This is a genomic window from Burkholderia sp. PAMC 28687, from assembly GCF_001577465.1.
In the GTDB taxonomy this organism is placed as follows: Bacteria; Pseudomonadota; Gammaproteobacteria; order Burkholderiales; family Burkholderiaceae; genus Caballeronia.
Map to the genome: position 1 here is coordinate 65921 of NZ_CP014506.1, position 25370 is coordinate 91290.

24 protein-coding genes are annotated in these 25370 nt (G+C 60.7%); 14 read left to right on the plus strand and 10 right to left on the minus strand.

Translation table 11 applies throughout. The features are described from left to right. Positions 1-206: 206 nt before the first annotated feature. Genes AX768_RS15595 through AX768_RS15610 form a run of 4 tightly spaced genes read right to left on the minus strand, consistent with a single transcriptional unit; the run spans position 207 to position 5094 of the window. Entirely contained in the window at positions 207-686 is a 480-nt protein-coding gene (locus AX768_RS15595) for a MarR family winged helix-turn-helix transcriptional regulator (protein WP_062001071.1), read from the minus strand. After that, positions 676-3372: a cytochrome c gene (locus AX768_RS15600; protein WP_231941479.1), complete on the minus strand. Its 2697-nt coding sequence runs from the start codon at positions 3370-3372 to the stop codon at positions 676-678. Before AX768_RS15600 ends, AX768_RS15595 begins: the two co-directional genes overlap by 11 nt. 30 nt (positions 3373-3402) lie before the next feature. Beyond that, the gene (locus AX768_RS15605) at positions 3403-3876 is read right to left on the minus strand and encodes a (2Fe-2S)-binding protein (protein WP_062002249.1); all 474 of its coding nucleotides are present in this window, start codon (positions 3874-3876) and stop codon (positions 3403-3405) included. Positions 3877-3933: 57 nt separating this feature from the next. Further along, positions 3934-5094 carry an FAD-dependent monooxygenase gene (locus AX768_RS15610; protein ID WP_062001072.1) on the minus strand — a complete coding sequence of 387 codons (1161 nt, stop codon included), beginning with the start codon at positions 5092-5094 and terminating at the stop codon, positions 3934-3936. A gap of 293 nt (positions 5095-5387) precedes the next feature. Between AX768_RS15610 and AX768_RS15615 the strand changes: the two genes are divergently transcribed. The 6 genes from AX768_RS15615 to AX768_RS15640 all read left to right on the plus strand — a co-directional run bounded on the left by AX768_RS15615 (position 5388) and on the right by AX768_RS15640 (position 12609). Beyond that, the gene (locus tag AX768_RS15615) at positions 5388-6140 is read left to right on the plus strand and encodes a maleate cis-trans isomerase family protein (protein ID WP_062001073.1); all 753 of its coding nucleotides are present in this window, start codon (positions 5388-5390) and stop codon (positions 6138-6140) included. 53 nt (positions 6141-6193) lie between these two features. Then, on the plus strand, positions 6194-7021 hold the full coding sequence (locus AX768_RS15620; protein ID WP_062002250.1) for an alpha/beta fold hydrolase: 828 nt from the start codon (positions 6194-6196) through the stop codon (positions 7019-7021). A 21-nt stretch (positions 7022-7042) separates the two neighbouring features. Then, positions 7043-8077, plus strand: a complete 1035-nt coding sequence (locus tag AX768_RS15625) for a hypothetical protein (RefSeq protein ID WP_062001074.1) — start codon at positions 7043-7045, stop codon at positions 8075-8077. Positions 8078-8102: 25 nt separating this feature from the next. Continuing rightward, entirely contained in the window at positions 8103-8741 is a 639-nt protein-coding gene (locus tag AX768_RS15630; protein ID WP_062001075.1) for an N-carbamoylsarcosine amidohydrolase, read from the plus strand. A gap of 332 nt (positions 8742-9073) precedes the next feature. Further along, positions 9074-10327, plus strand: coding sequence for an MFS transporter (locus tag AX768_RS15635; protein WP_442857264.1), 1254 nt, complete (start codon positions 9074-9076; stop codon positions 10325-10327). 23 nt (positions 10328-10350) lie between these two features. Further along, entirely contained in the window at positions 10351-12609 is a 2259-nt protein-coding gene (locus tag AX768_RS15640; protein WP_062001077.1) for a xanthine dehydrogenase family protein molybdopterin-binding subunit, read from the plus strand. Here the strand turns inward: AX768_RS15640 and AX768_RS15645 are convergent. From AX768_RS15645 to AX768_RS15655, 3 genes are read right to left on the minus strand one after another with little or no spacing between them, the layout of a single operon-like run. Then, positions 12606-13112, minus strand: a complete 507-nt coding sequence (locus AX768_RS15645; protein ID WP_082778895.1) for a MarR family winged helix-turn-helix transcriptional regulator — start codon at positions 13110-13112, stop codon at positions 12606-12608. The two genes, AX768_RS15640 and AX768_RS15645, sit on opposite strands and share 4 nt — an antisense overlap. Before the next feature lie 59 nt (positions 13113-13171). Next, entirely contained in the window at positions 13172-14131 is a 960-nt protein-coding gene (locus tag AX768_RS15650; protein ID WP_062001078.1) for a quinone oxidoreductase family protein, read from the minus strand. Between the two features lie 10 nt (positions 14132-14141). Then, positions 14142-14402 carry a hypothetical protein gene (locus AX768_RS15655; RefSeq protein WP_062001079.1) on the minus strand — a complete coding sequence of 87 codons (261 nt, stop codon included), beginning with the start codon at positions 14400-14402 and terminating at the stop codon, positions 14142-14144. A gap of 97 nt (positions 14403-14499) precedes the next feature. Here AX768_RS15655 and AX768_RS15660 point away from each other — a divergent pair, with 97 nt between their 5' ends. Then, positions 14500-15300 (plus strand): AraC family transcriptional regulator, encoded by an 801-nt coding sequence (locus AX768_RS15660; protein ID WP_062001080.1) that lies wholly within the window; start codon positions 14500-14502, stop codon positions 15298-15300. Positions 15301-15306: 6 nt separating this feature from the next. On the opposite strand, the gene AX768_RS15665 is transcribed toward AX768_RS15660, so the two are convergent. Beyond that, positions 15307-15687, minus strand: a complete 381-nt coding sequence (locus tag AX768_RS15665) for a winged helix-turn-helix transcriptional regulator (RefSeq protein WP_062001081.1) — start codon at positions 15685-15687, stop codon at positions 15307-15309. 100 nt (positions 15688-15787) lie between these two features. On the opposite strand from AX768_RS15665, the gene AX768_RS15670 reads away from it, so the two are divergent. The 6 genes from AX768_RS15670 to oxlT all read left to right on the plus strand — a co-directional run bounded on the left by AX768_RS15670 (position 15788) and on the right by oxlT (position 22047). Further along, on the plus strand, positions 15788-16519 hold the full coding sequence (locus AX768_RS15670; RefSeq protein ID WP_062001082.1) for an SDR family NAD(P)-dependent oxidoreductase: 732 nt from the start codon (positions 15788-15790) through the stop codon (positions 16517-16519). A gap of 225 nt (positions 16520-16744) precedes the next feature. Then, positions 16745-17821, plus strand: a complete 1077-nt coding sequence (locus AX768_RS15675; protein WP_082779002.1) for an alpha/beta hydrolase — start codon at positions 16745-16747, stop codon at positions 17819-17821. A 52-nt stretch (positions 17822-17873) separates the two neighbouring features. After that, a complete protein-coding gene (locus AX768_RS15680) occupies positions 17874-18848 on the plus strand; it encodes an alpha/beta fold hydrolase (protein ID WP_062002253.1) in 975 nt (324 codons plus the stop codon). A gap of 56 nt (positions 18849-18904) precedes the next feature. Further along, positions 18905-19630, plus strand: coding sequence for a GNAT family N-acetyltransferase (locus AX768_RS15685; protein ID WP_062001083.1), 726 nt, complete (start codon positions 18905-18907; stop codon positions 19628-19630). 22 nt (positions 19631-19652) lie between these two features. After that, positions 19653-20192, plus strand: a complete 540-nt coding sequence (locus AX768_RS15690; RefSeq protein ID WP_306299754.1) for a MarR family winged helix-turn-helix transcriptional regulator — start codon at positions 19653-19655, stop codon at positions 20190-20192. 595 nt (positions 20193-20787) lie between these two features. Beyond that, positions 20788-22047 carry an oxalate/formate MFS antiporter gene (oxlT, locus tag AX768_RS15695; protein ID WP_172812001.1) on the plus strand — a complete coding sequence of 420 codons (1260 nt, stop codon included), beginning with the start codon at positions 20788-20790 and terminating at the stop codon, positions 22045-22047. A 677-nt stretch (positions 22048-22724) separates the two neighbouring features. Here the strand turns inward: oxlT and AX768_RS15700 are convergent. Further along, complete coding sequence (locus tag AX768_RS15700) at positions 22725-23501, minus strand: SDR family oxidoreductase (protein WP_335340470.1); 777 nt, start codon at positions 23499-23501, stop codon at positions 22725-22727. 102 nt (positions 23502-23603) lie between these two features. On the opposite strand from AX768_RS15700, the gene AX768_RS15705 reads away from it, so the two are divergent. Next, entirely contained in the window at positions 23604-24035 is a 432-nt protein-coding gene (locus AX768_RS15705; protein ID WP_062001085.1) for a winged helix-turn-helix transcriptional regulator, read from the plus strand. 49 nt (positions 24036-24084) lie between these two features. Here the strand turns inward: AX768_RS15705 and AX768_RS15710 are convergent, their stop codons facing one another. Further along, entirely contained in the window at positions 24085-24486 is a 402-nt protein-coding gene (locus AX768_RS15710) for a hypothetical protein (protein WP_062001086.1), read from the minus strand. Positions 24487-25370 lie beyond the last annotated feature (884 nt).

A 25370-nucleotide genomic window follows, 5' to 3' on the forward strand; every position in this document is an offset into this window, starting at 1 on the left:
GCCTGACGGTTCGCTGACATGCAAGCAAGGCACCGCACCGCATTGCACCTTTAAAACCCAGCGTACACACCACAATCTCTTTTGCGGTGCGAAGGTCCCGCTATTGGTGCAATGCCGCGAGCCACCTCTGCCTGTCATGCGGACAGGATGCAATTATAAGAAGCACTGGCTTTGCCCGCAGTGGTTTTATGAATCTTGCAGCGATATCAGTCGCTCTCGACCGCGCTCAGTTTGCGCAGCAGATACAGGACGGCCACGCGTTCGGCGTCGTTGAGATCGCTCATGGTCAGCTCACTGATGCGCCGCGCAACCGGCGTTACGCCCTCGACCAGTTCTTCGCCCGCCTGCGTCAATTGCACGATGACCTTGCGCCGGTCATCGCGATTGGTGCGCAACTCGATCAGATCGCGCGCCCTCAAACGTTCGATAATGCCGCGTACCGTGGCCGCATCGATTGCGGTCGCCTTGCCAAGGTCGCTCATGGACGATGGCCCGAGCTTACGGCTCGCGCTCAACACGGCAAACTGCACGGCGGTCAGTTGCGGGTCGTCGATACTTCGCCCGAAGATGAACAGATGCCGCTGATAAGCCTTGCGCAGCAGATGCCCGATCTGCTCCGATACTTCATATTGGGGCGAGGGAGGTTGCGAGGTATCGGAGGAACGCGTCGGAGGGTCAATGCGCATGTTTCCGGACTCGCGCCGACGCCTGCGCCAGCTCCTTCCACGGCGCTTCGTTCGGCGCGAAAGTGGCGCGGATATACGTCACCAGGTCGGCCATCTGGCGGTCATCGAAGGAGTCCCTGAAGCCGGGCATGTAGCCGAGCGCATCGGTGGCGGGGGCGTCGATGCCGTTCTGAATGACCTTCAGCAAGTTGTCGGGCGTAGCTTCGCTCACACTTGTATTGAGCGCCAGCAACGGTCGCACACCGAAGTTGCCGACACCCCCGGTCGCCGCGTGGCACACGGCGCACGCGCCATCGAAAATACGGCGGCCGCTGTCGAGAGCTTGCAGGGTGATGGCGTCCGGTTTGGCTTGCGCGACTGCCACCGGTTTCGCGACTTCCGCCGTAGCCGATAACGACGCGACGTAATGCGCCATCGCACGGACGTCGGCTTCGGGCAGTGTCGACAAACTCGCGACGACCGGCGCCATCGGTCCGGCGGCGACGCCGTGCTCGTGCGAGAAACCGGTCTTCAGGTAATCGTAGAGCGCCTGTTCGGTCCACTTGACGGGCGCTTTCGAGTTGCCGACCAGCGACGGCGCAACCCAGCCCTCCGCGCTGCCGCCCGTCATGTACAAGCGTCCGCCTTTTTCCGCGCCGAGTGCGTTGCGCGGCGAATGGCATGCGCTGCAGTGGCCGGCGCCATCGACGAGATATTGCCCGCGGTTCCATTGCGCCGAACGCGTGGGGTCCGGCTTGAATTCACCCTGCTTCAGGTACAACGCATTCCAGCCCGCGACCAGCGCGCGCTGGTTCAGCGGGAATGGCAAGCGCGTTTGCGGCGGCGCATTTTCGACGGCCGGCTGCGACATGAGATACGCGTACAGCGCGGTCATGTCGGCTTCGCTCATCTTCGTGAAGGCGGTGTACGGAAACGCGGGGTAGAGATGGTGGCCATCCCGCGAAATGCCCTGGCGCATTGCGCGGTCGAACGCAGCGAAGGACCAGTTGCCGATGCCCGTCTTCGGGTCAGGCGTGAGGTTGGTCGTGTAGACCATGCCGAATGGCGTTTCAAGCCCTAGGCCACCCGCGTTGACGGCGCCGCCGGGCGCGGTGTGGCAGACGGCGCAGTCACCGAACTCGGCAATCTGGCGGCCACGCGCGATGGTGGCCTCGGACCAGGTGGAGGCCAACGGGCGCGCGATGGGTTCTATCGACGCCCGTAACGGCCATAGCGTGCATGCGAGGCCGATCACGCCGCCAAGGCTGCCGGCCGCAAGCAACGCCTTCAGCGAGCGTTTGCCGCGCTTTGGTACGCCAACCGGTGCGCCGACCATTGACGCTTCCGATCCATCCAGCGCCGCACGCACGCGTTCCGGCGTGAAGGGCGGCGCGCGAAAGCGTACGCCGGTTGCATCGAAGAGCGCATTGGCGATAGCCGCAGCGGCCGGCGATGCATCGATGCTTTCGATGGCAATCCCGGCAGGCACTTCCGCGGCGGCGGCCACCGCCAGTTCATGCGACACGGCCTGAGCGCCGGGCGTTTCGTCGTGCGATGGCCGCGCGGTGAGCTGCAGACCGAGCGCACGCGATGCCGCCGCCGCAATCAGCCCCGCCGGAACGCCGCTCATGCGGCCCAAGCGTCTGCGACCGCTCGCACGCCCCGCCACCACGCGCTTGACCGCTACGTCGCCGGTCGCGCGATTGACATCAAGATCGACAATCCACGCCGAATACGCTGGCGTTAACGCGTTGCTCTTGTGTTCATCGAAAGCGAAACCGCGGCCGTGCGCTATTCCACTAGTCGAATACTTCGGCTCGCCACCCCACGCCGCACGTTCCGCGACTGTATTGATCAGCTCGCGTGCGCCGTCGTATTCCACCGGATCAAGGTGATCGAGCCGGAACGACACGGGATCGCGGTTGTTCTCACGCGCGATTTCATCGATGAACGATTCACGCGCAAAGGCATGCGCCGCGTCAGGAATGAGTTTGGCGGGATCGTCGATCAGTAATTTCGAACGGCGTGACACATACGGGCCTGGATCTCGTGCAGCGGCTTCGTCACCGGAAACACCGGGCGTTCGCGCAATGTATTGCCAATCGAGCAGCGCACCTTCGCTGTCCAATGAAGCCGCGACGGAAAATGTCGCCTCGCGCACGAGCGACGCCGACATATATCCGCCGACACACACCGCGCCGCCGAGTTCTTTAATCAGCACCACAGCGGCGATTGCGGCGAGCGTTGAATCGGTCGCTGTATGGAGCGGATGGAACTCGAAGCGCTCAGCGGAAAACCCCGTCGCGCTGACGAGCTTTGCGAGCAGATCTGCACTTGGTGGGGTGCTCGTCCATAGGGAGATGAAGTCGCCGTCAAAGCGTGCGATCGCCTCGCATGGCGTGAACGTGTCCGGAGAAAGCGGCCAGACATAATGCGCTTCCTGCTGCAGGCCGGAGTGCGGCACGGGCAGCGACGCATCGGCGCCCGTATTATCAACCACGCGCCGCGCGGCATCGCACGCAAGTTCAAGACGGGCCGCAACAAACGCAGCCACGTTCCCCGCGTGAACCCAGCGCACGCTTTTCATTTGCAGCGCAGCAGCACGCTGCAGCAACGCCGGGTCGATGTCCACCAGCACGCATGCATAGAGCATCGACTCGGGCAGCAGCACGGGTCGGCCGGAATCCCGTTCGTGCATGAGGTCCATTACAAGAGGTCCGTTACACGCGTCATTGGATCAGCGCCCTTCTTCGCGTTTCAAATACTCGACCGCGCGATGCACGGCCTTCATGATCTCGATATGCGTACCGCAGCGGCACAGGTTGAAGCGCAACGCGTCACGAATCGCGGCGTCATCGGGTTCGGGATCGCGATCGAGCAGCGCCTTCGTGCTCATGATCATGCCGTTGAGACAATAGCCGCATTGCGCCGCTTGTTCATCGATAAAAGCGCGCTGGATCGGATGCAACGCATCCAGCGTGCCGAGCCCCTCGAGCGTGACCGTTTCCCGTCCGATAGCCGCCGCGACCGGCACCACGCACGAACGCGCCGCACCGCCGTCGAGCAGCACCGTGCATGCGCCGCACTGCCCCAGGCCGCAGCCATACTTCGGACCGTTCAGCTCGAAGTCGTTGCGCAAGACATAAAGCAAGGGCGTGTCACGCGTCACGCCTTCGAGCGTACGCGATGAACCATTGACACTGAGCGTCATGGATTCGGAGGCCGATGATGCAGATGCGGACACGCTCATGTTTGACGTTTATCAGTATCAGGCTGCAGCCGTCGAAGCCTGCTTCGCCACGGGCGTCTTCAACGGCTCGTTGAACACGTCGTAGGCAAACACCCACGCCGGATCTTCGTTCGTGCGCAGCCACGTGTTGTTGTGTGACACAAGCTGCACCTTCGAAGCACGTTCCGCGCGATTCGCTTCATACAGCGCGAACGCATTCGTGTAATCGTTCACGCCGATCTCGTCCAGGCACCGCGTCAGCATGGCCGCATCTTCGATAGCCATGGCCGCGCCCTGCGCCATGTGCGGTTTCATTGGATGGCAGGCGTCACCGAGCAGGACCAGCCGGCCGCGGCTCCACAACGGCAGCGGGTCGCGTTCCAGCAGCGGCCACTTCGTGACTTCCGGCGTGGCATCGATCAGCTTTTGCACCGACGGATGGTAACCCGCGAAAACTTCGCGCATCTCGTCGCGGCTGCTCGGCGCAACCGATTGTCCCGCCGGCCACTCTGCTTGCGGAACGCCAGTCACGTAATAGATTTCATCGCGCTTGGACGTGACGTAATACACCATCATATGGCGATCTTCCGACCACCACTTGACGCACAGGTCGAACGGATCGGTGCCGAGCAGCGACGCCGGAAACACCGCGCGATGCGCCACATAACCCGTATAACGCGGCGGCTCGGCGCCAAGCAGGTGATCGCGCAGTTTCGAGTTCACGCCATCCGCACCGATCACGATGTCGGCCGTTTCCACGCTGCCGTCGGCGAACGTCAGGCGCACGTCCTTATCGGTTTCTTCAATATTGGTCAGGCACTTGTTGAATTCGATGGTGCCCGGCGCAACGGCTTGCGTCATCAGCGCGTGAAAGTCACCGCGATGCACCGTCAGGTAGGTCGCGCCATATTCGTTGACAGCGAAATCGCCGAGCGGAATCTGCGCAATCGCCTCGCCGCTTTTCCAGTCGCGGCTGTACCAGAAGTCCGGATGCGATCCCATGACATTCAACGCATCTTCGCAACCGATGCGACGCATGATCTTCATCACGTTCGGCCCCAGGTGGATGCCTGCGCCAAGACGCGAGAACGCCGGCGCCTGCTCATACAGACGCACTGAATAACCGGCGCGCTGCATCAACGCGGCTGCCGCCGTTCCTCCAAGGCCCGCGCCAACAATCGCGATACGGGGTGTGCTCATGATGATCTCTCCATGTCTGGCGCTCGGACGAAAGTCGTTCAACCGAGCCTGTGTGTGAACTGATATCGAGTGTACACATTGAATTATTTTGGGTAAAGAAAATTTGCAGTTGATCTCCACAGGTGCGGGAAAGCCCTTTATCGGTGCGATTTATAAGGGTTTTCACCAAGCTGAAGCATGGCTGCACCATTAAAATTTATTTGTGGAATCTTGTTATATTCCAACGTGTACACTAGACTTTCCTGAACCAGACAAGCTGCCCCGTGCGGCCCACGAATTACGGAGTCGAACAGATGACCAAAAACTTCCGCATCGGCCAGATCGTGCCGAGTTCGAATACAACAATGGAAACCGAGATTCCAGCCATGCTGCTCGCGCGGCAGACCATCCGCCCGGAGCGCTTCACTTTCCATTCGAGCCGCATGCGCATGAAGAAAGTGGTGAAGGAGGAGCTTGCGGCCATGGATGCGGAATCGGACCGCTGCGCGCTCGAACTCAGCGACGCACGCGTCGACGTGCTGGGATATGCATGCCTCGTTGCAATCATGGCGATGGGCCATGGTTATCACCGCGTCTCTCAAAAGCGGCTGCACGAACGTACGGTCGAAAACGGCGGTTCCGCGCCGGTCATCACGAGCGCGGGTGCGCTGGTCGACGCGCTGAAGGTCATCAAGGCGAAGCGTATTGTGGTGGTTGCGCCTTACATGAAGCCGCTGACCGAGCTCGTGGTGGATTACATCCGCTCGGAAGGGTTTGAAGTCGTCGATTACCGTGCGCTCGAAATTCCCGACAATCTGGACGTTGGCCGTCACGACCCGCGCCTCTTGCCGGAAATCGTGAAGACGCTGAACTACAAGGACGTCGATGCAATCGTACTGTCGGCGTGTGTGCAAATGCCGTCGCTTGCCGCGGTGCCGCAAGTCGAAGCCATGACAGGCAAGCCGGTCATCACCGCCGCGATCGCGACGACCTACGCCATGCTGCGCGAACTCGATCTCGAGCGCATCGTGCCGGGCGCGGGCGCGCTGCTGTCGGGCGCATATTGATCGCCCTGTCGAACCTTCCGATGCAAGCTCTCGACTCATCCAAGGACTCCGCGATGGACTCAACTTTGCTTTACGGCGCGAACGTCAATGCCAACGGCATTCGTCAGCATTTCCTGCGCTATGGCGGTGCAGACGGCGTGCGCGCCGGCCGCCCTGCCGTGATCCTGATCCCCGGCATCACCAGCCCGGCGGTGACGTGGGGTTTCGTCGGCGAAGTGCTCGGCCGCCAGTTCGATACCTACGTGCTCGACGTCCGCGGCCGGGGTTTGTCGGAGGCCACGGCTACGCTCGACTACAGTCTCGACGCGCAAGCCGCCGATGTCGTCGCGCTCGCTCAGGCGCTCGGCCTTGAACACTATGCGCTCGTTGGCCATTCGATGGGCGCCCGCATCGCAATCCGCGCCGCTCGCAGCGCACCAGAAGGCCTGACGCGCACGGTTCTCGTCGATCCGCCCGTGTCCGGTCCCGGCCGCCGCGCGTATCCGGCGAAACTGCCGTGGTACGTCGATTCCATCCGCCTCGCGGTCAAGGGCATCGACGCGGAAGGCATGCTCGCCTTCTGCCCGACGTGGACCGAAGAACAACGCCGCGTGCGCGCGCAATGGCTCCATACCTGCGACGAACGCGCGATGCTTGCGTCGTTCGAAGGGTTCCATACCGACGACATCCATGCAGACCTGCCGCTCCTGCGCGTGCCGTCGCTGCTGATCACGGCCGCACGCGGCGACGTGGTGCTCGACGAGGACGTGAAGGAAATGCAGGCGCTCGCGCCGGGTTTGCTGCACGCGCGCGTGCCGGATGCCGGCCACATGATTCCGTGGGACAACGAAGCCGGCTTCTACGAAGCATTCGGCGATTTCCTCGGCGCAAAGCTCGCATAGATCACCCAAAAAGGAACTGTCATGCCTATCAGCGATTACGAAATGATTGCCGCGTGGAAAGAGGTGCTGACGTTATCGAAGCTGCAGGCCGGCCAGACCGTCACCGTCCTCACGAGCGCGTCCACGCATCCGCAGACGTTGTCGAGCGCGTTGATCGCCACGCAGTCGATGGGCGCGATCGTCAACCGGCTCGACCTGCTGCCGGTGAACGGCGAGAAGGCGCTGAGCCGCGATTCGCTCGCATACCTCGGCACCACGCCGCTGACCGGCAATCACGCGGCCATTGCGGCGCTGAAGGAGAGTGATCTCGTGCTCGACCTGATGACGCTGCTGTTCTCGCCGGAGCAGCACGAGATCCTCAAGACCGGCACGAAGATCCTGCTCGCCGTCGAACCGCCTGAAGTACTCGTACGCATGATTCCGACCGAGGCCGATCGAACGCGCGTGCGCGCTGCGGCTGCGCGGATCACGGTATCGAAGGAAATGCGGGTGAAGTCGAAAGCGGGTACGGAACTGGTGTGTCCGCTGGGCGAATTCCCGGCAATCTCCGAATACGGTTTCGTCGATGAACCCGGCCGCTGGGACCACTGGCCAAGCGGTTTCGTGCTCACATTCCCGAACGAAGGCCAGGCAAGCGGGCAGATCGTGATCGATCGCGGCGACATCCTGCTGCCGCAAAAACGCTACGTGAGCGATCCGATCACGCTGACTGTTGTGAATGGTTACGCAACGCGCATCGATGGTGGCGTGGACGCTGCCCTGCTCAGCGACTACATGGCTTCGTTCAACGATCCCGAAGGATATGCGATCTCGCATATTGGCTGGGGTTTGCAGCCACGCGCTCGCTGGTCCACGTTGGGGCTCTATGACCGCGAGGCGACCATCGGCATGGATGCGCGTGCGTTCGAAGGCAATTTCCTGTTTTCTCTTGGACCGAACAACGAAGCCGGCGGCAAGCGCACCACGACGTGTCACATCGACATTCCGCTGCGTCATTGCGATGTGATGCTCGACGGCGAAGCCGTGGTTCGCGACGGCGTGGTGATGGACCGATAACACAATCTCGAATCGGAGCAATTGAATGAGCGACATCCAGAGCCATGCGGAATCCGGCGTCTACAAGCAGCAGGGATTCGGCACGCCATTGCCAGTGAAAGGCAATATCGGCTTGTTGATCGTGGACTTCGTGGTCGGTTTCGCGGACCCGAAGACTTTCGGCGGCGGCAACATTGCACCGGCCATTGAACGCACCACGCACTTGCTTGCGGCAGCGCGGCGCAATAAATGGCCGGTTGCGCATAGCCGGATCGTCTATGCCGCCGATGGCAGCGACGACAACGTCTTCTCCCTGAAAGTCCCGGGCATGGCGACGCTGACCGAAGACCACCCGAACAGCGCAATCGTGCCGGAACTCACGCCCGCCGCCGGCGAACTGGTCGTGCGCAAGACCGTGCCGTCCGCGTTCTTCGGCACGCAACTCGCGCCGTGGTTATCGCAACGCGCGGTCCAGACGCTGATCGTGGCGGGTGCGGTGACGAGCGGATGCGTGCGCGCCAGTGTGGTCGATGCCATGTCGCACGGCTTCCGCCCGCTGGTCATTTCGGATTGCGTCGGTGATCGCGCGATCGGTCCGCACGATGCAAACCTTTTCGATATGCAGCAGAAATACGCCGCCGTGATGACGCTTGACGAAGCATTTGCAAGCATCGAAAACCGCTAGAGAAGGCACGCGAAAGCCCGCCTGAATCAACTTGATTTCACCTTGAAACGTCCCCCGGGTACAGCCTGCGGGACGCTTCGGCACGTCTGAAGCAATACACTTAACCCGTTGATTTATAACGATATTTTGTTATAAAAATATTGCTTTTCGGATTTTGGTTACGTAACTTTGTAGACGCTGAGACGCCCATGCCGCACCCGCGATCGCACCTTTTTAACAGCACCTCATTCACAGCACCTCATTAAAGCAGGCTTCCCAGGAGACACCTCATGTCGACCCCGATCACGGACACTGCGCGCGGCTCGCTGCACACCGACGCCCAGGCAGAACGCATGCTTTACAAGAAGCTCACCTGGCGGCTCATCCCGTTCTTCTGCCTCTGCTATTTCTCGGCGTACCTGGACCGCGTGAACGTCGGCCTCGCAAAGCTGCAGATGCTAGATGCACTCAATTTCAGCGATACCGTCTACGGACTCGGCGCCGGCCTCTTTTTTGTCGGCTATATCCTGTTCGAAGTGCCGAGCAACCTGATCCTGCAAAAGGTCGGCGCGAAGCTCTGGATTGCGCGGATCATGGTGACGTGGGGCATCCTCTCCGGCCTCACCGTGTTCGTGAAGACGCCCGGCCAGTTCTACGTACTGCGTTTCATGCTGGGCGTGGCTGAAGCGGGTTTCCTGCCGGGCGTGCTGCTGTATCTGACGAACTGGTTCCCCGATGCACGGCGCAGCAAGATCATCGCGCTCTTCATGATGGGGCTGCCGTTGTCGAGCCTGGTTGGCGGCCCGTTGTCAGGATGGATCCTGACCTTTTTCGACGGCATGCATGGCTGGCAAGGCTGGCAGTGGCTGTTCGGCCTGGAAGCTTTGCCGTCCATCGTGCTGGGGGTGCTGGTGTTTTTTTATCTGCCCAATACCGTGGAGTCCGCCAAGTTTCTCGATCACGATGAACGCCGCCGCCTGAAGCACGATCTCGCGCAGGAATCGCATGCGGGCAAGGGGCATCGGCTGCGGGACGCGTTCACGGACCCAAAGGTATGGGCGCTGGGTCTCATCGATCTGTGCGTGTTGCTCGGGACCTATGCCATCAGCTTCTGGATGCCCAGCATCATTCGCGATTCGGGCGTCGAGAGCGCGCTGGAAATCGGCATGCTGACCGCGATTCCGAATGCGCTCGCCGTCATCATGATGCTCGTGACCGGTGCAAGTTCGGACAAGTATCGCGAACGTCGCTGGCATATCGTCGTGCCGTTTGCGTGCACGGCGTTTGGTTTGATCGCGAGCACATTCTTCAGCGGCAACACGGCGATCACCGTGATCCTGCTGTCGATTGCGAACGCTGGCGTCGCCGCGGCCATGCCAGTGGTATGGGCCCTGCCGTCCACGTTCCTGCGCGGCACCGCTGCGGCGGCGGGCATCGCGTTCGCATGTTCGATTGCGAACCTCGGCGGTTTTGCGAGCACCTACGTGCTCGGCTGGATGAAAGACGCGACGCACAGCATGAGCGCCGGTTTGATCACGTTCGGCATTTGCATGCTGGCAGGATGTCTCTTGGCGCTGGCGATGCCCAAGAGTATTGTCAATCGATAACCGCATTTTCTGGAAAACGCGTCATGCCAATTGCAGGAACGCCTACCCGAGGTGAACTGCTCGCGCGCAACGGCTGCCTGAATGTCGTCAGGCAGCCGGCCGCGCCGGTGAAACCCGCGCCCGGGCAACCGGGCAGCGGGTCTTCGTACGTTCAGGACACGCCGGAAATCTTCGTCGCCGTGCTCGACGACGAACGCATTTTCGCCTTCAACGGTCATGTGGATCTGGGAACGGGCATCCGGACGTCGCTCGGGCAGATCGTGGCGGAAGAGCTGGACGTGCCCGCCACGCGCGTGCAGATGATCCTGGGCGATTCGGCGCAAGTGCCGAACCAGGGGCCGACGATCGCGAGCGCGACGATCCAGATCTCGGCCGTGCCGCTGCGGTTTGCGGCGGCGCAAGCGCGGCTTGCGTTGATCGGATTGGCGGCGCGCGCGTGGGGAATGGACGCCGCGGATGCCGCGCTTCTGCGTACCGACAATGGCTGCGTCATCGCACCCGATGACACCCGCCTCACGTTCGGCGCATTGCTTCGAGGGCAGCGCCTGATGCTCGTGCTCGATAACACCACTGCGGTGAAAGATCCGTCGACATACCGCATTGTCGGACGCTCGACGCCGCGCGTCGATCTGCCCGCGAAAGCAACGGGCGCGCTCACGTTCGTGCACGATATGCGCGTGCCCGGCATGCTGCACGGGCGTGTGGTGCGGCCGCCGTATGCGGGACATGATTGCGGCGAGTTCATCGGCAAGATGCTGATCGATGTGGACCGGCCGTCCGTGGAAGCCATGCCCGGCGTGCGCGGCGTTGTGGTGATCGGCGACTTCGTTGGCGTGGTCGCCGAGCGCGAGGAACAGGCCATTCGCGCCGCCCGCGCGCTGCGCGTCAGATGGCGGCCGATGCCAACGCTGCCGTCTCTCGATGACCCCGCGAAGGCCATATCGAACGCGCCTGCAAAGCGGCGCTTGCTGCTCGAAGAAGGCGATGTGGCATCCGTTCAGGGCAAGCCCAATACCACGACCCTGACACGCACTTATGTATGGCCCTACCAGATGCATGCATCGATAGGACCGTCCTGCGCCCTCGCCGATTACTGCGATGACCACATCACCGTGTGGTCAGGAACGCAGAACCCGCAAAGCTTGCGCTTCGACCTGTCGCGACTCGTGGAACGCGCGGAAGGTGACATCGATATCGTGCGCATGGAAGCCTCCGGATGCTACGGCCGCAACTGCGCCGATGACGTGGCCGGCGACGCCCTGTTGCTTTCGCGTGCGATGCGCCGCCCGGTGCGCGTGCAGTTGTCACGTGCCGATGAACATCAGTGGGAGCCCAAGGGAACCGCACAGGTGGTGGACGTGACGGGCACTGTCTCGGACAGCGGCGAGACGCTCGCGTATGAGTTCGCGTCGCGGTATCCATCGAACGATGCGCCGCTCCTTGCATTGCTGCTCACGGGCGCGTTGCCGGCCGAGCCGCGAGTCTTCGAAATGGGCGATCGCACGGCGGTTTCGCCGTACACGTTCGAGCATCGGCGGTTTGTGTGCAACGACATGGCGCCACTCATCAGGGCGTCGTGGTTCCGGGGGGTATCGGCGTTGCCGAACTCGTTTGCGCATGATGTGTTCATCGATGAACTCGCCGTCGAGACCGGCGCCGATCCGCTCGAATTCCGGCTGCGGCATATGCAGGACGAACGCGCGAGGGAGTTGCTGGAAGCAGTGGCCGCGCGTGCGGGCTGGCAACGTCGCGTAAAACCTGACGATGCGAACGCGCGCGTCCTGCAAGGACATGGCGTGGCGTATGCGCGTTATGTTCATAGCCGCTTTCCAGGGTTTGGGGCGGCATGGTCGGCCTGGATCGTCGATCTGGAGGTGGATCGTGTGACCGGCGAAATTCGTCTGAAGCGCGTGACCGTTGGTCAGGATACCGGCACGGTGGTCAATCCCGACGGCGTGCGTCATCAGATCCACGGCAATGTGATTCAGACGATCAGCCGTGTATTGAAGGAGCGTGTTCGCTTCACCGATGGTCTCGTCGCGAGTCGCGAATGGGGCAGTTATCCAATCCTGACCTTCCCGGAATTACCGTTGATCGATGTGGTGCAAATGGAACGGCAAGGGGAACCGCCGCTGGGGTCGGGCGAGTCGGCTTCGTTGCCCGGGGCGGCGGCTATTGCCAATGCGCTTTTCGATGCCACCGGCGTCAGGTTCCGGGAAGCGCCCTTCACGGCCGATGTGGTTCGGGCTGCGTTGCAAGCATCTTTGACGCTGGTGCTTTAATTTTCTTCCGCCCGCGTCATCGCCCGCAACAAATAGACGATCGCGACACGTTCGGCGGGGTTCAATCCGCCGAACGTCTGCTCGCTGACCTGCTTGGCAAACGGAATGCTCTGATCAATCAGCGCAAGGCCTTCGGGCGTAGTGCGAACAAGAAGCTTGCGTCCATCGAGCGGATCGGGGGAAACAACAATCAGCGAACGCGCCTTGAGCCGCTCGACCACGCCACGGATGGTAGCCTGGTCGATAGCCGTCGCTTTCACGATGTCGTTGAGCGAGCACGACTGCTGCTCCTTCACCGCGCACAACGTCACGAATTGCGCGGCCGTCAGGTCCGAATCGGGAATTGCCGCCTGGAAGATCGCGACGTGGCGCTGATACGCGCGCCGCAGCAGGTGGCCGATCTGCTCGGAGAAGTGATACTCGTCGGCGCCGGTAAGCTTCGGGACGTCCGCAACAGCGCGAACGTCCTTGACGGCGGGAGCAGGAGGGGATTTTTTAGCCATGCGGCGATTGTAGCGTACACGTTATACCGCCGGCGATGTTCATCGTACCGCTCTCGACCTCACGGCTTCGGAACAAAAACCGTCCGGCGCAAACTGTCCGCATGCGCCCAATACTTACCGATGTCCGCAAGCGGAACGATCTCGGTGTCGGTCCGCAGACCGGCGGGTACGGCTGCATTGAACACTTGCTGCATGGCATGCAGGAGGCGGGGCAACGGAACACTTCCAATACCGCTGCCCGTAAGCGTGATCGCCGCCGAGCGCAGGACGGCGGCCGGCAACTGGATATCGGCGCCGCTGATGGACCCGATCTGCACAAACCGGACTGGATGATCGTCAGGCGACGCCTTCGCCGCTGAAACCAACAACGCCCGGGCGCTGCTTCCCCACAAGTAATCCAGCACCACGTCCACGCCTTCTGCAAATTGCGACTCAAACGCGCGGTTCAACGCGCCCTCTTCCTGTTCCAGCGAAATAGTCACATCGGCGCCGGCTGTTTTCATTGATGCAAGCGTGGTCTCGCGCCGCCCGGTAGCGATGACCTTCCCCGCCCCGAGATGCTTCGCGATCTGCACCGCGAGGCGCCCGGACGTACCCGTCGCGCCGTTGATCAGCACCGTCTCGCCCGCAACGAAGCCGCCCCGCTCGACGAGCGCCGCCAAAGAAGACATGCCCGGAATCGCGATGGCCGCTGCGGTGACGTCATCGAGCGCATCGGGCAACGCGACACAATGAGCGGCGGACACGAGGCAGTATTCGGCCAACGATCCAGACGGCGCCTCCGGCTTGAAAAAATAGACGCGCTGACCGTCTTCCAGACGCCCGGTTCCATCGACGCCTGCAACGAACGGGAACGTCGTCGCCGATGAATAATGCGTCCCCGAGGCCCGCGCCCGCGCAACGTGGCTCAGTGCGCTTGCCGTCACCTCGATCAGTCGATGGCCGGTTTGAGCGACGGGTTGATCGAAGTCGGCGTACACCGGGCCTTCACCCGGCGCTTTGATGATTGCTGCTTTCATGGCGTTTTCCTTAGTCCTTGGTGTGCGCGGCGACCCAGGCGCGAAGCGCGGCATCGCGAATGTCGAGGACGTCGAACAAGCCGACGGCGCGCAGTGCAGGCAGCGCTTCGAGCATGTCCATCTCGACTTCAGCGCGTGCGTTTTCGCTTGCTTCCGGATCGGTCCAGACACGTGCATTCGCGAGAAATGCGGCGACAGTACCCTTTCGAATCGTGGTCCCGCCGATTTCAGCCTGATTGATATGGTCGGGGAGCATGTCCTGGGCTCGCATCGCGATGGCCTCCTGAAGCAGTAGGAATGAAGCCAGTTTAGGCGTGCGAGCGCGGCCAGTCTCCGGTATAAAGGCCAATCGATACCGCGTTTCAGCCATGACTTCATATTTGATTCGACCCGACCTGGTGACCTCGCCGGACGGTCCGTTCCTCGCCGCGGCTGAACTGACGCAAGACGAAGCGCGCGCCACGCCGTCGCACAGCCATGCGCGCGGACAACTCATGGGCGCATTGAGCGGCTTGATGTCGGTCGGCCTGGACAAACAGCACTGGGTCGTTCCCGCCGTCCATGCAATCTGGATTCCGCCGCATTGCGTCCACTCCGTGCGCTCGTATGGACCGTTCTCGGGCTGGAGCGTTTTCATCACCGAGCACCGATGTGCCAATCTGCCGTCGGAGCCACGGGCGATCAGGACAACGCCGTTGCTGCGTGAAGCAGTGAGACGCGCCGCGACGTGGCCGGGCGCCGAGCTGGACCAGACGCAGACGCGGATAGCAGAAGTGGTGATCGATGAACTGGCCGCATCGAAAGAAGAATCGCTGGTCCTTCCGCGCCCGGAAGATGCACGGCTCATCCGAATCACGGATGCGTTAGCCAGTGATCTCTCCGACAACCGCCGTCTCGAGGAATGGGCCGCGTGGGCGGGTTTGGCGCCACGGACCTTGAGCCGCCGGTTTGCGGAGGAGACCGGCTTGAGTTTCGCGCAATGGCGTCAGCAGGCGCGCTTGCTTCGCGCGCTGGAACTTGTCGCGGATGGCGTGTCGGTGACGACGATCGCGCTCGAACTGGGATACGACAACGTCAGCGCGTTTATCGATATGTTCCGGCGCGCCTTGGGGACGACGCCCGGACGCTATCTGGCCGCAGAGGGAAAGCAAACCCGGTCTGCCGATTGAACCGGTTCAAAGCGCCCTTTCATCGTAAGCAAGCCGCGCTCTCTCGATACCCCCGCCATGCTTCGCCGCCCACACCACGAGCGCCTCGAATGGATCTTGCAGCGTTCGGCCGAGCGAAGTGATCGAATACTCGACCGCCACCGGCGACGATGCTATGACCCGCCGATTGACCAGCCCGTTTCGCTCCAGCCGTCGCAAAGCTTCGGTCAACGCCTTGTGCGTAATGGGATCGAGGCGTCGCTTTATCGCGTTAAACCGCGAGGGTTCAGTGCACAACACGGTCAGGATCAACACCGACCATTTGTTCGCGATCTGCTCTAGAACGGGCCGCGTCGCGTTGATCTCGGCAAGCGGCGGTTCCGCCTTCAATGCCACCTTCGATGCCATCACGGTTTCCTCTCGTATATCTAGTCTATGAACGGTGCGTAATTGACACTAAATATACACGGTGTATCTTCGGCCGGACTGAACATACAAGGGGTTGACTGTGCTGAAGCTCGAAGGAAAGACAGCGGTTATCACCGGTGGCAATAGCGGAATTGGTCTTGCGATAGCGCGGCGCTTCGCCGAAGAAGGCGCCCATGTTTTTATCACCGGCCGTCGCAAGGCGCAGCTCGATGAGGCCGTTGCGTTGATTGGCGGTCACGTGGAAGCCGTGCAAGGTGACGTGACGAGTGCAAGCGATCTCGACCGGCTGTTCGATACGGTCAAGGCGAAGGCCGGCAAGCTGGATATCCTGGTGACGTCGTCGGGTATATCGGAGTTCTCGACGCTCGATTCCACGACCGAAGATCACTTCGATAAAACGTTCGACGTCAACGTTCGCGGCATGGTGTTCACCGTTCAGCGCGCGGTGCAGCAGATGGCGAGCGGCAGCAGCATCGTGTTGGTGGGTTCGATTGCCGGATCGATCGGCAACCCTGGCTACGGAACGTACTCGGCTACAAAGGCCGCAGTCCGGTCGTATGCGCGTACCTGGACTGCCGAACTCGCGGCACGGGCAATCCGCGTGAACGTGTTGAGCCCGGGTCCCATCGACACTCCCATGTTCGAGAACGTCAGCGACGAAGTCCGGCTCTCACTGACGAGCCGGATTCCTTTGAACCGCCTGGGTCGTCCGGAGGAAGTGGCGAACGCGGCATTATTCCTTGCATCGTCCGACAGCAGTTTTGTGGCGGGCGCGGAGTTGTGTATCGATGGAGGGATGACACAGGTTTAATCGGCGGTCGTTGGCGTCCGGGAATGGGAGAGGCAGCCTCTCCCCACGCTCAATAAATTATCGGCATATACCCACATATTGCGGGCATATGCTAATATTCTGCGAAACGTGCAATGTATCGGTTTTTGATCCATGCAGCGATTGTGACCCGAAGCGGCGGTTTCCCGGATGGCTTTGCAATCTCCGCCGAGCGTTCCGCACGAGAAAACGGATGAGGTAAGCGTTATGCCCAACGAACTCAAAAGCTCGACTATCGCGGCCGCACCAGATGACGCTGCATTGCGGGATCGTCCAGTCTTGATCGCGCGCACCTTCAGTTCGCCTCGCCACACCACGCGCTATCTGGAGGCTGGACCGGCCGAGGGGCCGTTGATGATCTTCCTCCACGGCTGGCCTGGAATCGGCCTGATGTGGCGACCGCAGATCGAAGCCTTTGCATCAGAAGGCTGGCGGTGCGTCGCGCCGGACATGCGCGGTTATGGAGGCTCGACGGCGCCGTCCGCGTCCAATGCCTACGCGCTCAAGGAGATCGTGCAAGATATGGTCGAACTTCACGATCATCTGGGCGCGCGTCCGGCAATCTGGGTCGGCCACGACCTGGGAAGCCCGGTGGCCGGGGCGCTGGCTGCTCATCATGCAGAGCGCAGCCGTGGCGTGGTATTCGCGTCCGTCCCGTATATGCCCGAGAGCTTCGCTTTGCGCAACTTGTTGCCCTTGGTCGATCGGACGCTCTACCCGGCCGATCAATTTCCAGACGGGCAGTGGGATTATTACGGCTTCTACCTGACGCACTTCGACCAGACGGTCACCGATTTCAACGCGGACATAGCCGCAACGCTCGCGGCGATTTATCGGCGTGGAGACCCCGAGTCCGTGGGCAAGGCCTATCGCTCTGCTTTGGTGTCGCGTAACGGAGGCTGGTTCGGAGCGGCGCATCGTGCGCCGGCAGTGCAGCCCGACGCTGCGCTCTGGCCATCCACCGACTTTGACGCCCTCGTCGATGTGTTTCGTGTCAGCGGGTTTCGTCCGGCCAACGCGTGGTATCTGAACGACGACGCCAACATCGCGTACGCTCAAGCAGCACCCGACGGCGGACTTCTGCACCAGCCCGTACTGTTCGTGAACGGCGACTTTGATGGCATCTGTGACATCACTCGAAGCCGTCTCGGCGAGCCCATGCGCAGCACGTGCACTGATCTGACGGTGACGACGCTGCCATCCGGACACTGGCTGCCACTCGAGCGCAAGACCGAGCTTGTCCAGGTCATGCGTTCATGGCTTGAAGGGAAAGGAATATCTTAGTGAATCCTTATCATATAAATAGCCTCGCATTTCGACCATGGAGTTCAATGACATGACTTCAGATATAACGGGTGGCGTCAAGGAATACGATATCGCAACCAATGGCATTTCCCTGCACGTGACGGAGCAAGGGGCGGGACCAGCCGTGCTGTTCTGCCACGGGTTTCCGGATACGTCCTACACATGGCGCCGGCAAATGAACGCCATTGCGTCGGCGGGGTATCGCGCCATCGCTCCCGATATGCGCGGCTATGGGCGAAGTTCAGCCCCCGCCGATGCAAGCCTCTACACCCCGCTGCACACCACAGGCGACTTGATCGGTCTGCTCGATGCGCTGAAGATATCCAGCGCAGTGCTTGTGGGGCACGACTGGGGTGCAACCCATGCATGGAATGCGGCGCTGATGCGTCCCGATCGATTCAAGGCGGTCTTTGGCCTCAGCGTGCCTTTCGTTACGCGTGGCGAATCCAGCGTTTTCGAAAGAATGCGCGAGTCGGGACGTCAAGACGATTTTTACATGTTCGAGCAGATACGGCCGGATGCTGACCAGATATGGGCCGACGCTGCCGTGACGATTCCAGGCATCCTGTACTGGGCATCCGGTTCTGCGCCGGAAGGCGAGCAGTGGAGTCCCCTGGACCGTACACGCAGCCTTTATCGGGCTGCTCCCGGGCCACTGCCCTCGTGGGCGGAAGCAGATTATGTGGCGCATAACATCGCGGAATTTCGGCGCACCGGTTTTCACGGCGGATTGAATTACTATCGCGCCGCAGAGCCTTATTTCACGCTGTCCGCTCCGTGGAAGGGCGCGAAGATCACTCAGCCATCGTTCTTCATCTGGGGCAAATCGGATGGTTTGAAGGAGCTTTACCCTTTTACGTTACAGCAGATGCGCGCCGGCCTTCCCGGTCTTATGGGAGGACTCGAACTCGATAATGTGGGCCACTGGGTGCAACACGAGGCGTCAGCCGAGGTCAGCGAACAGCTTGTCAGGTTCCTGCGCACTGTGGATGCGGTTCTTTCTTGACAAAGCGACGTTCGGGCTCATCGCATGACCACAGCCTTCGAATACATGGAGCAATCATGGAATCGACGATCGACCCGGCAGCCGAGATCGAGTCGGAGGACTACATGGGCAATGTCATTTGGGCCGCACTTTCAGGAGCGCATGCGTCTCTTGCGCAAAGCAACGAAAACGGCCTGCGATACAAACCTGAATTCGCCCCGTTCGGCGCCGCGCAAGATTACAGCGAGAGCAGCGTCGCGCAAATTGCCCGAATGCTGCACGCTGATGAACGGCTCACGCTCTTTACGCAGCACAAGCCGACCATTCCTGCGAGGTATGAGATAGTCCGAGAGGCGACGGTTATCCAAATGATTGGCGCGAGAGAATTCGCTGCATCGAGTGATAAGGCAATCGTTGAGCTTGGAAAAGAAGACGTTCCAAGCATGATGCGGCTGGTGGAGAAAACCGATCCGGGTCCTTTCAAGGAACGCACGCCGGAAATGGGCAGGTTCATCGGTGTTCGTGAAAGAGGACAACTGGTCGCCATGTCGGGAGAACGGATGGTCGCAGGAAAATATGTTGAAGTGAGTGCCGTATGCACTCATCCTGACTGGCGTGGTCAAGGCCTTGCAGGAAAGCTCATGGAACATCTTGCGGCCGGAATTCAGCATCGGGGAGGCGTTCCCTTCCTGCACGTTTTTTCCACCAATACTTCTGCAATACGGCTGTACAAGCAATTAGGATATCGTCGCGCCCGCGAACTGCATCTCACAGGAATTGTTGTGCGTGCGGGCATGGGTTGACGCTTTATATGGAGCAATAGCAGTGCGCAACGAAACACCCCCCGCCAAGCGGCCGGACAACAACCCGTCTCTCGGCGATAACAACCGGTGCAACAACACGGCTTTGCGTAAAGCGACCCGACGCGTCTCGCAACTCTACGATGCCGTACTGGCGCCGACGGGGCTGCGCTCCACGCAACGTTCGATCTTGCTGAATATCGCGCGGCTTGGAAGTCCGACAATGGGCGAACTCGCCGCGTCCCTTGTTCTCGATCGATCGGCGCTGGGCCATAACCTCAAGCCACTCGAAAGGGACGGTTTTATCGGTCTCGTGGTGGACCCCGAGGACCGGCGAAACCGGCTCGCCAGGCTTACTCCGAAGGGAAAGAAAAAACTCGAGGAGACGGCTGTGCTGTGGAACACGGCGCAAGAACGCTTCGAGAGCAAGTTTGGCGTTGCGAAGGCGAAGGCGCTTCGGGAGGTGCTTGCCGCCATCGCGGCGGAGGAGTTCGATGACGTGTTTGAAGCGCCGGACGCGCAGTCTGCTGTCCGTAGTCGCGCGAAGTCACGTGCGGCCACTTGAGGCGTTCTGGGGACGCTTTGCTATCGCCATCGGCGTAAAGCTAGACACGAAACACAACCGTCGCAGCAGTACCAGTCACTGGAACGAACAAAACCGCGATCGGCCGCGCATAGCCCGCCCGTCGAACGTCCACTCCCGCACGCACCGCCATGGAGCCGCGCGGCGCTTCCGATGCACCGATCAGGTCCAGACGCACCACCCAGGGTCGTCACCCACACACACCCGGTTGTACTTAAAGCTTTACAGAAGGGACGTTTGACTTTGCATAGCCTTTGGCACGTTTCTCGCGTAAACACCGGATATGTATACAAGAAATTCGGTTCTGCGCGTCTCCCTCGGCATGGCTCGCACGACGATCGCGGCGCAAGCAAAGACCAGGCGCTGTGACCCGCAGACGTAATCGTTCGGTATCCAGATTAGTTTATGGAAGCGGGCTACGATCCACGCAGTATCGGGGCTGCGGCGAGCTTGCAGGAGCTCGCGCGCTTTTTCAATGAAACCGCACGTCCGGCCTATAGGCGCGCAGGACGCTGCACGTCACTCGGTAACCGGAGTCACCATGACCACACGCTCTCACCCCGTGACATCGACGGATATGGGCAATGTCGCGACGTCTGCCACGCATAACCGCTGGCTTCAACTCGGACTCGGTCTCATCTGCATGATGGCGATCTCGAGCCCGCAATACGTGTGGACGCTGATGACCAAACCGCTCGCCGCGAAGCTGGGCGTCGCGCTGCCGGAATTGCAAGTGACGTTTTCCTTGCTGATCATTCTGCAAACCTTCTTCTCGCCGTTTCAAGGCAAGTTGATCGACCGTTTTGGTCCGCGCCTGCTGATCTCGATCGGCACGGTCATGTCGGGGTTGAGCTGGGTGCTCGCCTCGCAGGTGCAAAGCGCGTCGATGCTATATCTGACTTACGGCGTTGTCGGCGGACTCGGCACCGGCATTGTCTATGTCGGCGTGGTGGGCTTGATGGTGCGCTGGTTTCCGAAGCGGCGGGGTTTCGCGGCGGGCGCGGTTGCCGCCGGCTACGGTATGGGCGCGATCGTCACGACCTTCCCGATAGCGAACTCGCTTCAGGCGCGTGGTATAGACGCTACGCTGTGGATGTTCGGCATTGCATTTGCAGTGGTCGGATTGATTGCTTCGCAGGGTTTGCGCGTGCCGCCTTCGCACGACAGCATTGCTGAAATGACAGCCAGTTCCGGCGCGCCGGGCGTGGCGAATCTGCGTCCTTCGCAGGCGCTCAAAACGCCTGTTTTCTGGCTGATGTTCGCAATGATGACCATGATGTCCACCTCGGGCCTGATGGTCACTTCACAAATGGCGACCTTCGCCGCCGACTTCGGCGTGACAAAGATGCTCGTGTTCGGCATGGCAGCGCTGCCGCTTGCGCTGACCATCGACCGGTTCACGAACGGCCTCACGCGGCCGCTGTTTGGTTGGGTATCCGACAAGGTCGGCCGCGAGAACACCATGTTCTTCGCGTTTGCCCTTGAAGGCGTGGCGATGGCACTGTGGCTGCTCACGCGCGAAAACGCGGTGCTGTTCGTGCTGCTCTCAGGGGTCGTGTTCTTCGGCTGGGGCGAAATATTTTCGCTGTTCCCCGCAACGCTCACCGACACCTTCGGCACCCGTCATGCCACGGAGAACTATGGCTGGCTGTACATCTCGCAAGGCATTGGCTCGATCTTTGGCGGCCCTCTGGCGGCGCTCATGCACCAGCACGCCGGAAGCTGGGTGCCCGTGTTCACGACGGCGATCACGCTCGACATCGTGACCGCACTGCTCGCCATTGCCCTGCTCAAGCCGATGCGGCGCCGGTTTCTCACCACGTCGCGCGGTCTTTGAACCATGCTGGGTCGACTGGACCCGCGCGCCCTGAACGCTCGCTATTCAGAAACCCTGTCGATTGCTGCTTGCACGCGGGCGCCGGCGTCGACGTTACCTTGCGCTGCGAGGTTGCGGGCAACCTGACGCAGTTGTGAACTACTGAGACCCGTATTCAAGCTGATGCGGATATGCGACTGCAATTGCGACTCGACGCCAGTAAGCGCGCCCAACGCACCGGATCAGGTCTCCGGTTAGATCCGATGGTGCTTGCGACTGTCTTTTGCTTGCCGCACTAAGCGAATGTCATACCGTATGGCACGTCTTCTCGTGGTCAATGAGCAACGATGCTTGCGGCCGGTAGCCTGTCGTAACATGTACCTTCCTCTCTGGAAGCGACGATGACAAACTCTCTCTTTGCGGCTGTATTCATCGTGCTGGCGGGATGCACGACCACTGCCGTGCCAGCTTCCAGTTCGACGCCCGATGCGGCGAAGCCGTCCGCTACATCAACTGCTCCTTCGCCCGATCAGGGGCCTACCGAGGCTCCTCATAGGAACCCGAAAATGTATGGGCCACCGGGCTTATAGTGAAATCGGCGTTCTTGGCCAGATGCCTGCGCCTCACCGAGCGATCTCGTCATGTGCAAAGCCTGCATTGCGCGATCGCGCTGGATCCAAACAACTACGCAGCGCCGCTCAAGCGCTGACCGGTTTCGGACGACCAAGCTTCACCATCTGCCGGAACATGAAGTGCGGCGCAACGCGGCTGGCGATCTTTAAGACATTGCTCACGCCCGGCCGAATCTCCGTTTTCCCGGCTTCGATACCCGCAATGGCGCGCCTCGCGAGCACGCTGACGTTCATGCCTTTCTCGCCTTTCATTTCTTCGGCAAACTCGCCTCGGAACAGCGGGGTTTCGGTGCCCGGAGGAGCCAGTTCCACGACCGATACGCAGGTGTCGGCCAACTGCGCCCTCAGACACTCTGTATAGGCGTGAAGTGCAGCTTTCGACGCGCTGTATATGGGAGCCGCGGGGAAAGGGATAAACGCCAGACCCGACGACACATTCACGATCAGGCTGTTCTTCTGCTTCAAGAGCAAAGGCAGGAAAGCCTGGACCATCCACATGGGTCCTTTCAGATTGCCATCCACCTCGGCAGTCAAATCACCCAGTCGATGCGGCCGATCCAATTTGATATTGCGCATTGTTCCTGCGTTGTTCACCAGCGTGTCCAACGCAGGAAACTGCTCACACACCGTTTTGTACAGGGACTCGATACTCGCTGGATCGCCAACGTCGCTTTGAAAAGCATGAAGCCCGGGTATGGCTTGCTGTGCAAGCTCAAGCCTGCCCGGATCTCGTCCGGTCACAATCACCGTGTTTCCCTGAGCGATCAACTGCCGCGCGAGCTCCATGCCAATCCCGCTCGTACCGCCCGTTATCAACACTGTTCTTCCGATCATCTTCATCATTTCACTCCCTGTTCATTGAGCACGACCGTAGTTTGACCGGCATACTCTCCAGAAGGAAGAAGGCACCTGAAAGTTACATACTTACCAAACGGAGAGTGTGAAATGGAGCGAGTCCTCGAATTCACCAAGGAACAGATCGCCGCTGCGCAGTACTACGCGAGCCTGACGCCACCAATCGATCTCGATCCTCGGATTGCATCGTTGGTCAGAGATTTGATCGGTCGCGTTGCAGACAAATGGACCATGTTGATTCTCGACGTACTCGCGGAGAAGTCGCCGCTGCGTTTCAGCCGGCTGAGCGAACTGGTCGAGGGAATCAGTCAGAAGATGCTCACCCAGACCCTGCGCGCGATGGAGCGTGATGGTCTGGTGGTGCGCACGGTGTATCCGGTCGTGCCACCGAAGGTCGAATATAAGCTCACTGACCTCGGGATCACGTTGGGCGCTGCGTTCTGTGGAGTCTGGGTCTGGGCGGCCAACAATCTGGATACGGTGGAGAAGGCGCGGCAGGAATTTGATCAGCGACCCCGGTGATGGCTGCGGATATGCGCGGCTTGGCGTGGTGCGGAATCAAAGGGATAAGCTATCTGAAAACCCAAACCCACGCTGTCCTCAGACGCCGCGCACGGTCTTCGAAGAGATATGAGGCAGCCAGCGCCAGGAGGCCCGAGATAGCACCCGTTACGATGTGCTCGACGTAGGGAATGCGGTAGTGACTGGCATGGGAATAGGCGTCGCCTATCGTTGTCAGGATGCCGACGACCAGCGAATTACCGTATCGATTGGCGTAGAGCTTCGTCGCGGGCGTGAACGTCAAAAGTACAGCCAGGAGTCCGGTGAACAGGCCCGTATGGAATGCAATCGTCCAATGGCCTAGGCTCATGATGTTGGACCAACTCCCCGGCATGCAGGTCATGCACGCGCTGGTCGGTTGCCAAAAACGCTGGATAAACAACCGGAAGCGGCGCTTCCACTCTGCTGGCATGACGTATTCCGATCGAAGGCGGTGAACGGCTGGAGAAACGTAGGTATTGGTGGAGCAGCTTCCCGCCTTTTGGCTAGCTTGCTGTTCCTGTCACGGATGCGTTGGCTGCGCGCACCATCGATGCCAAGAACGATGCGATGGTAAATAGTATAGGAACTCAAAAACGGGACGGTCGCTAAGCCCAAAGAAATCGGCATTACGTGGTTGGCCGCCTGCTACTCATCGAGCAGTTGCATCGTGTACAACGCGAGCGGTACGCGGCCACGATCACGACAGATGCCCTCGCGCTGGTCCGGATGTGAAAGATGTTCGACGGCTGGCTTCGATCCAAAAGAGACAGCCGCCCTTCGCTGAAGCGGTCATTCGCGGAAAGGCGTGCTTCCGGTCCAGCCTGTTCCCAGGCTACCGATCCTTGGAGCGTCCCTCATGAACCCCCAATCTCTCGTAGACGATAGCGAAGCAGTCCCCCAGTTCCTGTTGAAGATGATCACGCATCGCAGCCGCGGTCGCGTCAAAGCGCTCGTACTCGTACGCGTCCCACGGTCCGGGGTCTGGAGGGTATTCCCAGTTGAGCGATAGGTCATGCCACGCAGTCATTTCCGCAAGCTTTCTGCGCGTCTCGTCAACCAGCGGCAGCGAGTCCTCAATCGGACCCACCCCGTATGCGCTGCGAGTAGCGTCGTCTCCCACCCAAATACAACCACCGCCCCACTCGAACATGAGTATGAGTCGATATTTTTCAGTCATCGCAAGCGTCCGTGTCCGTGCCAAGTACCGGGTCTGTGGAAGGTCGATTGTTACGATCTCGCCACCGCTGTCGATTGTCTCCCAGTGGCCGAACGCGAGCGTAGGCGGCAGCCTCGGACGACCTGCGAGGAACGGTA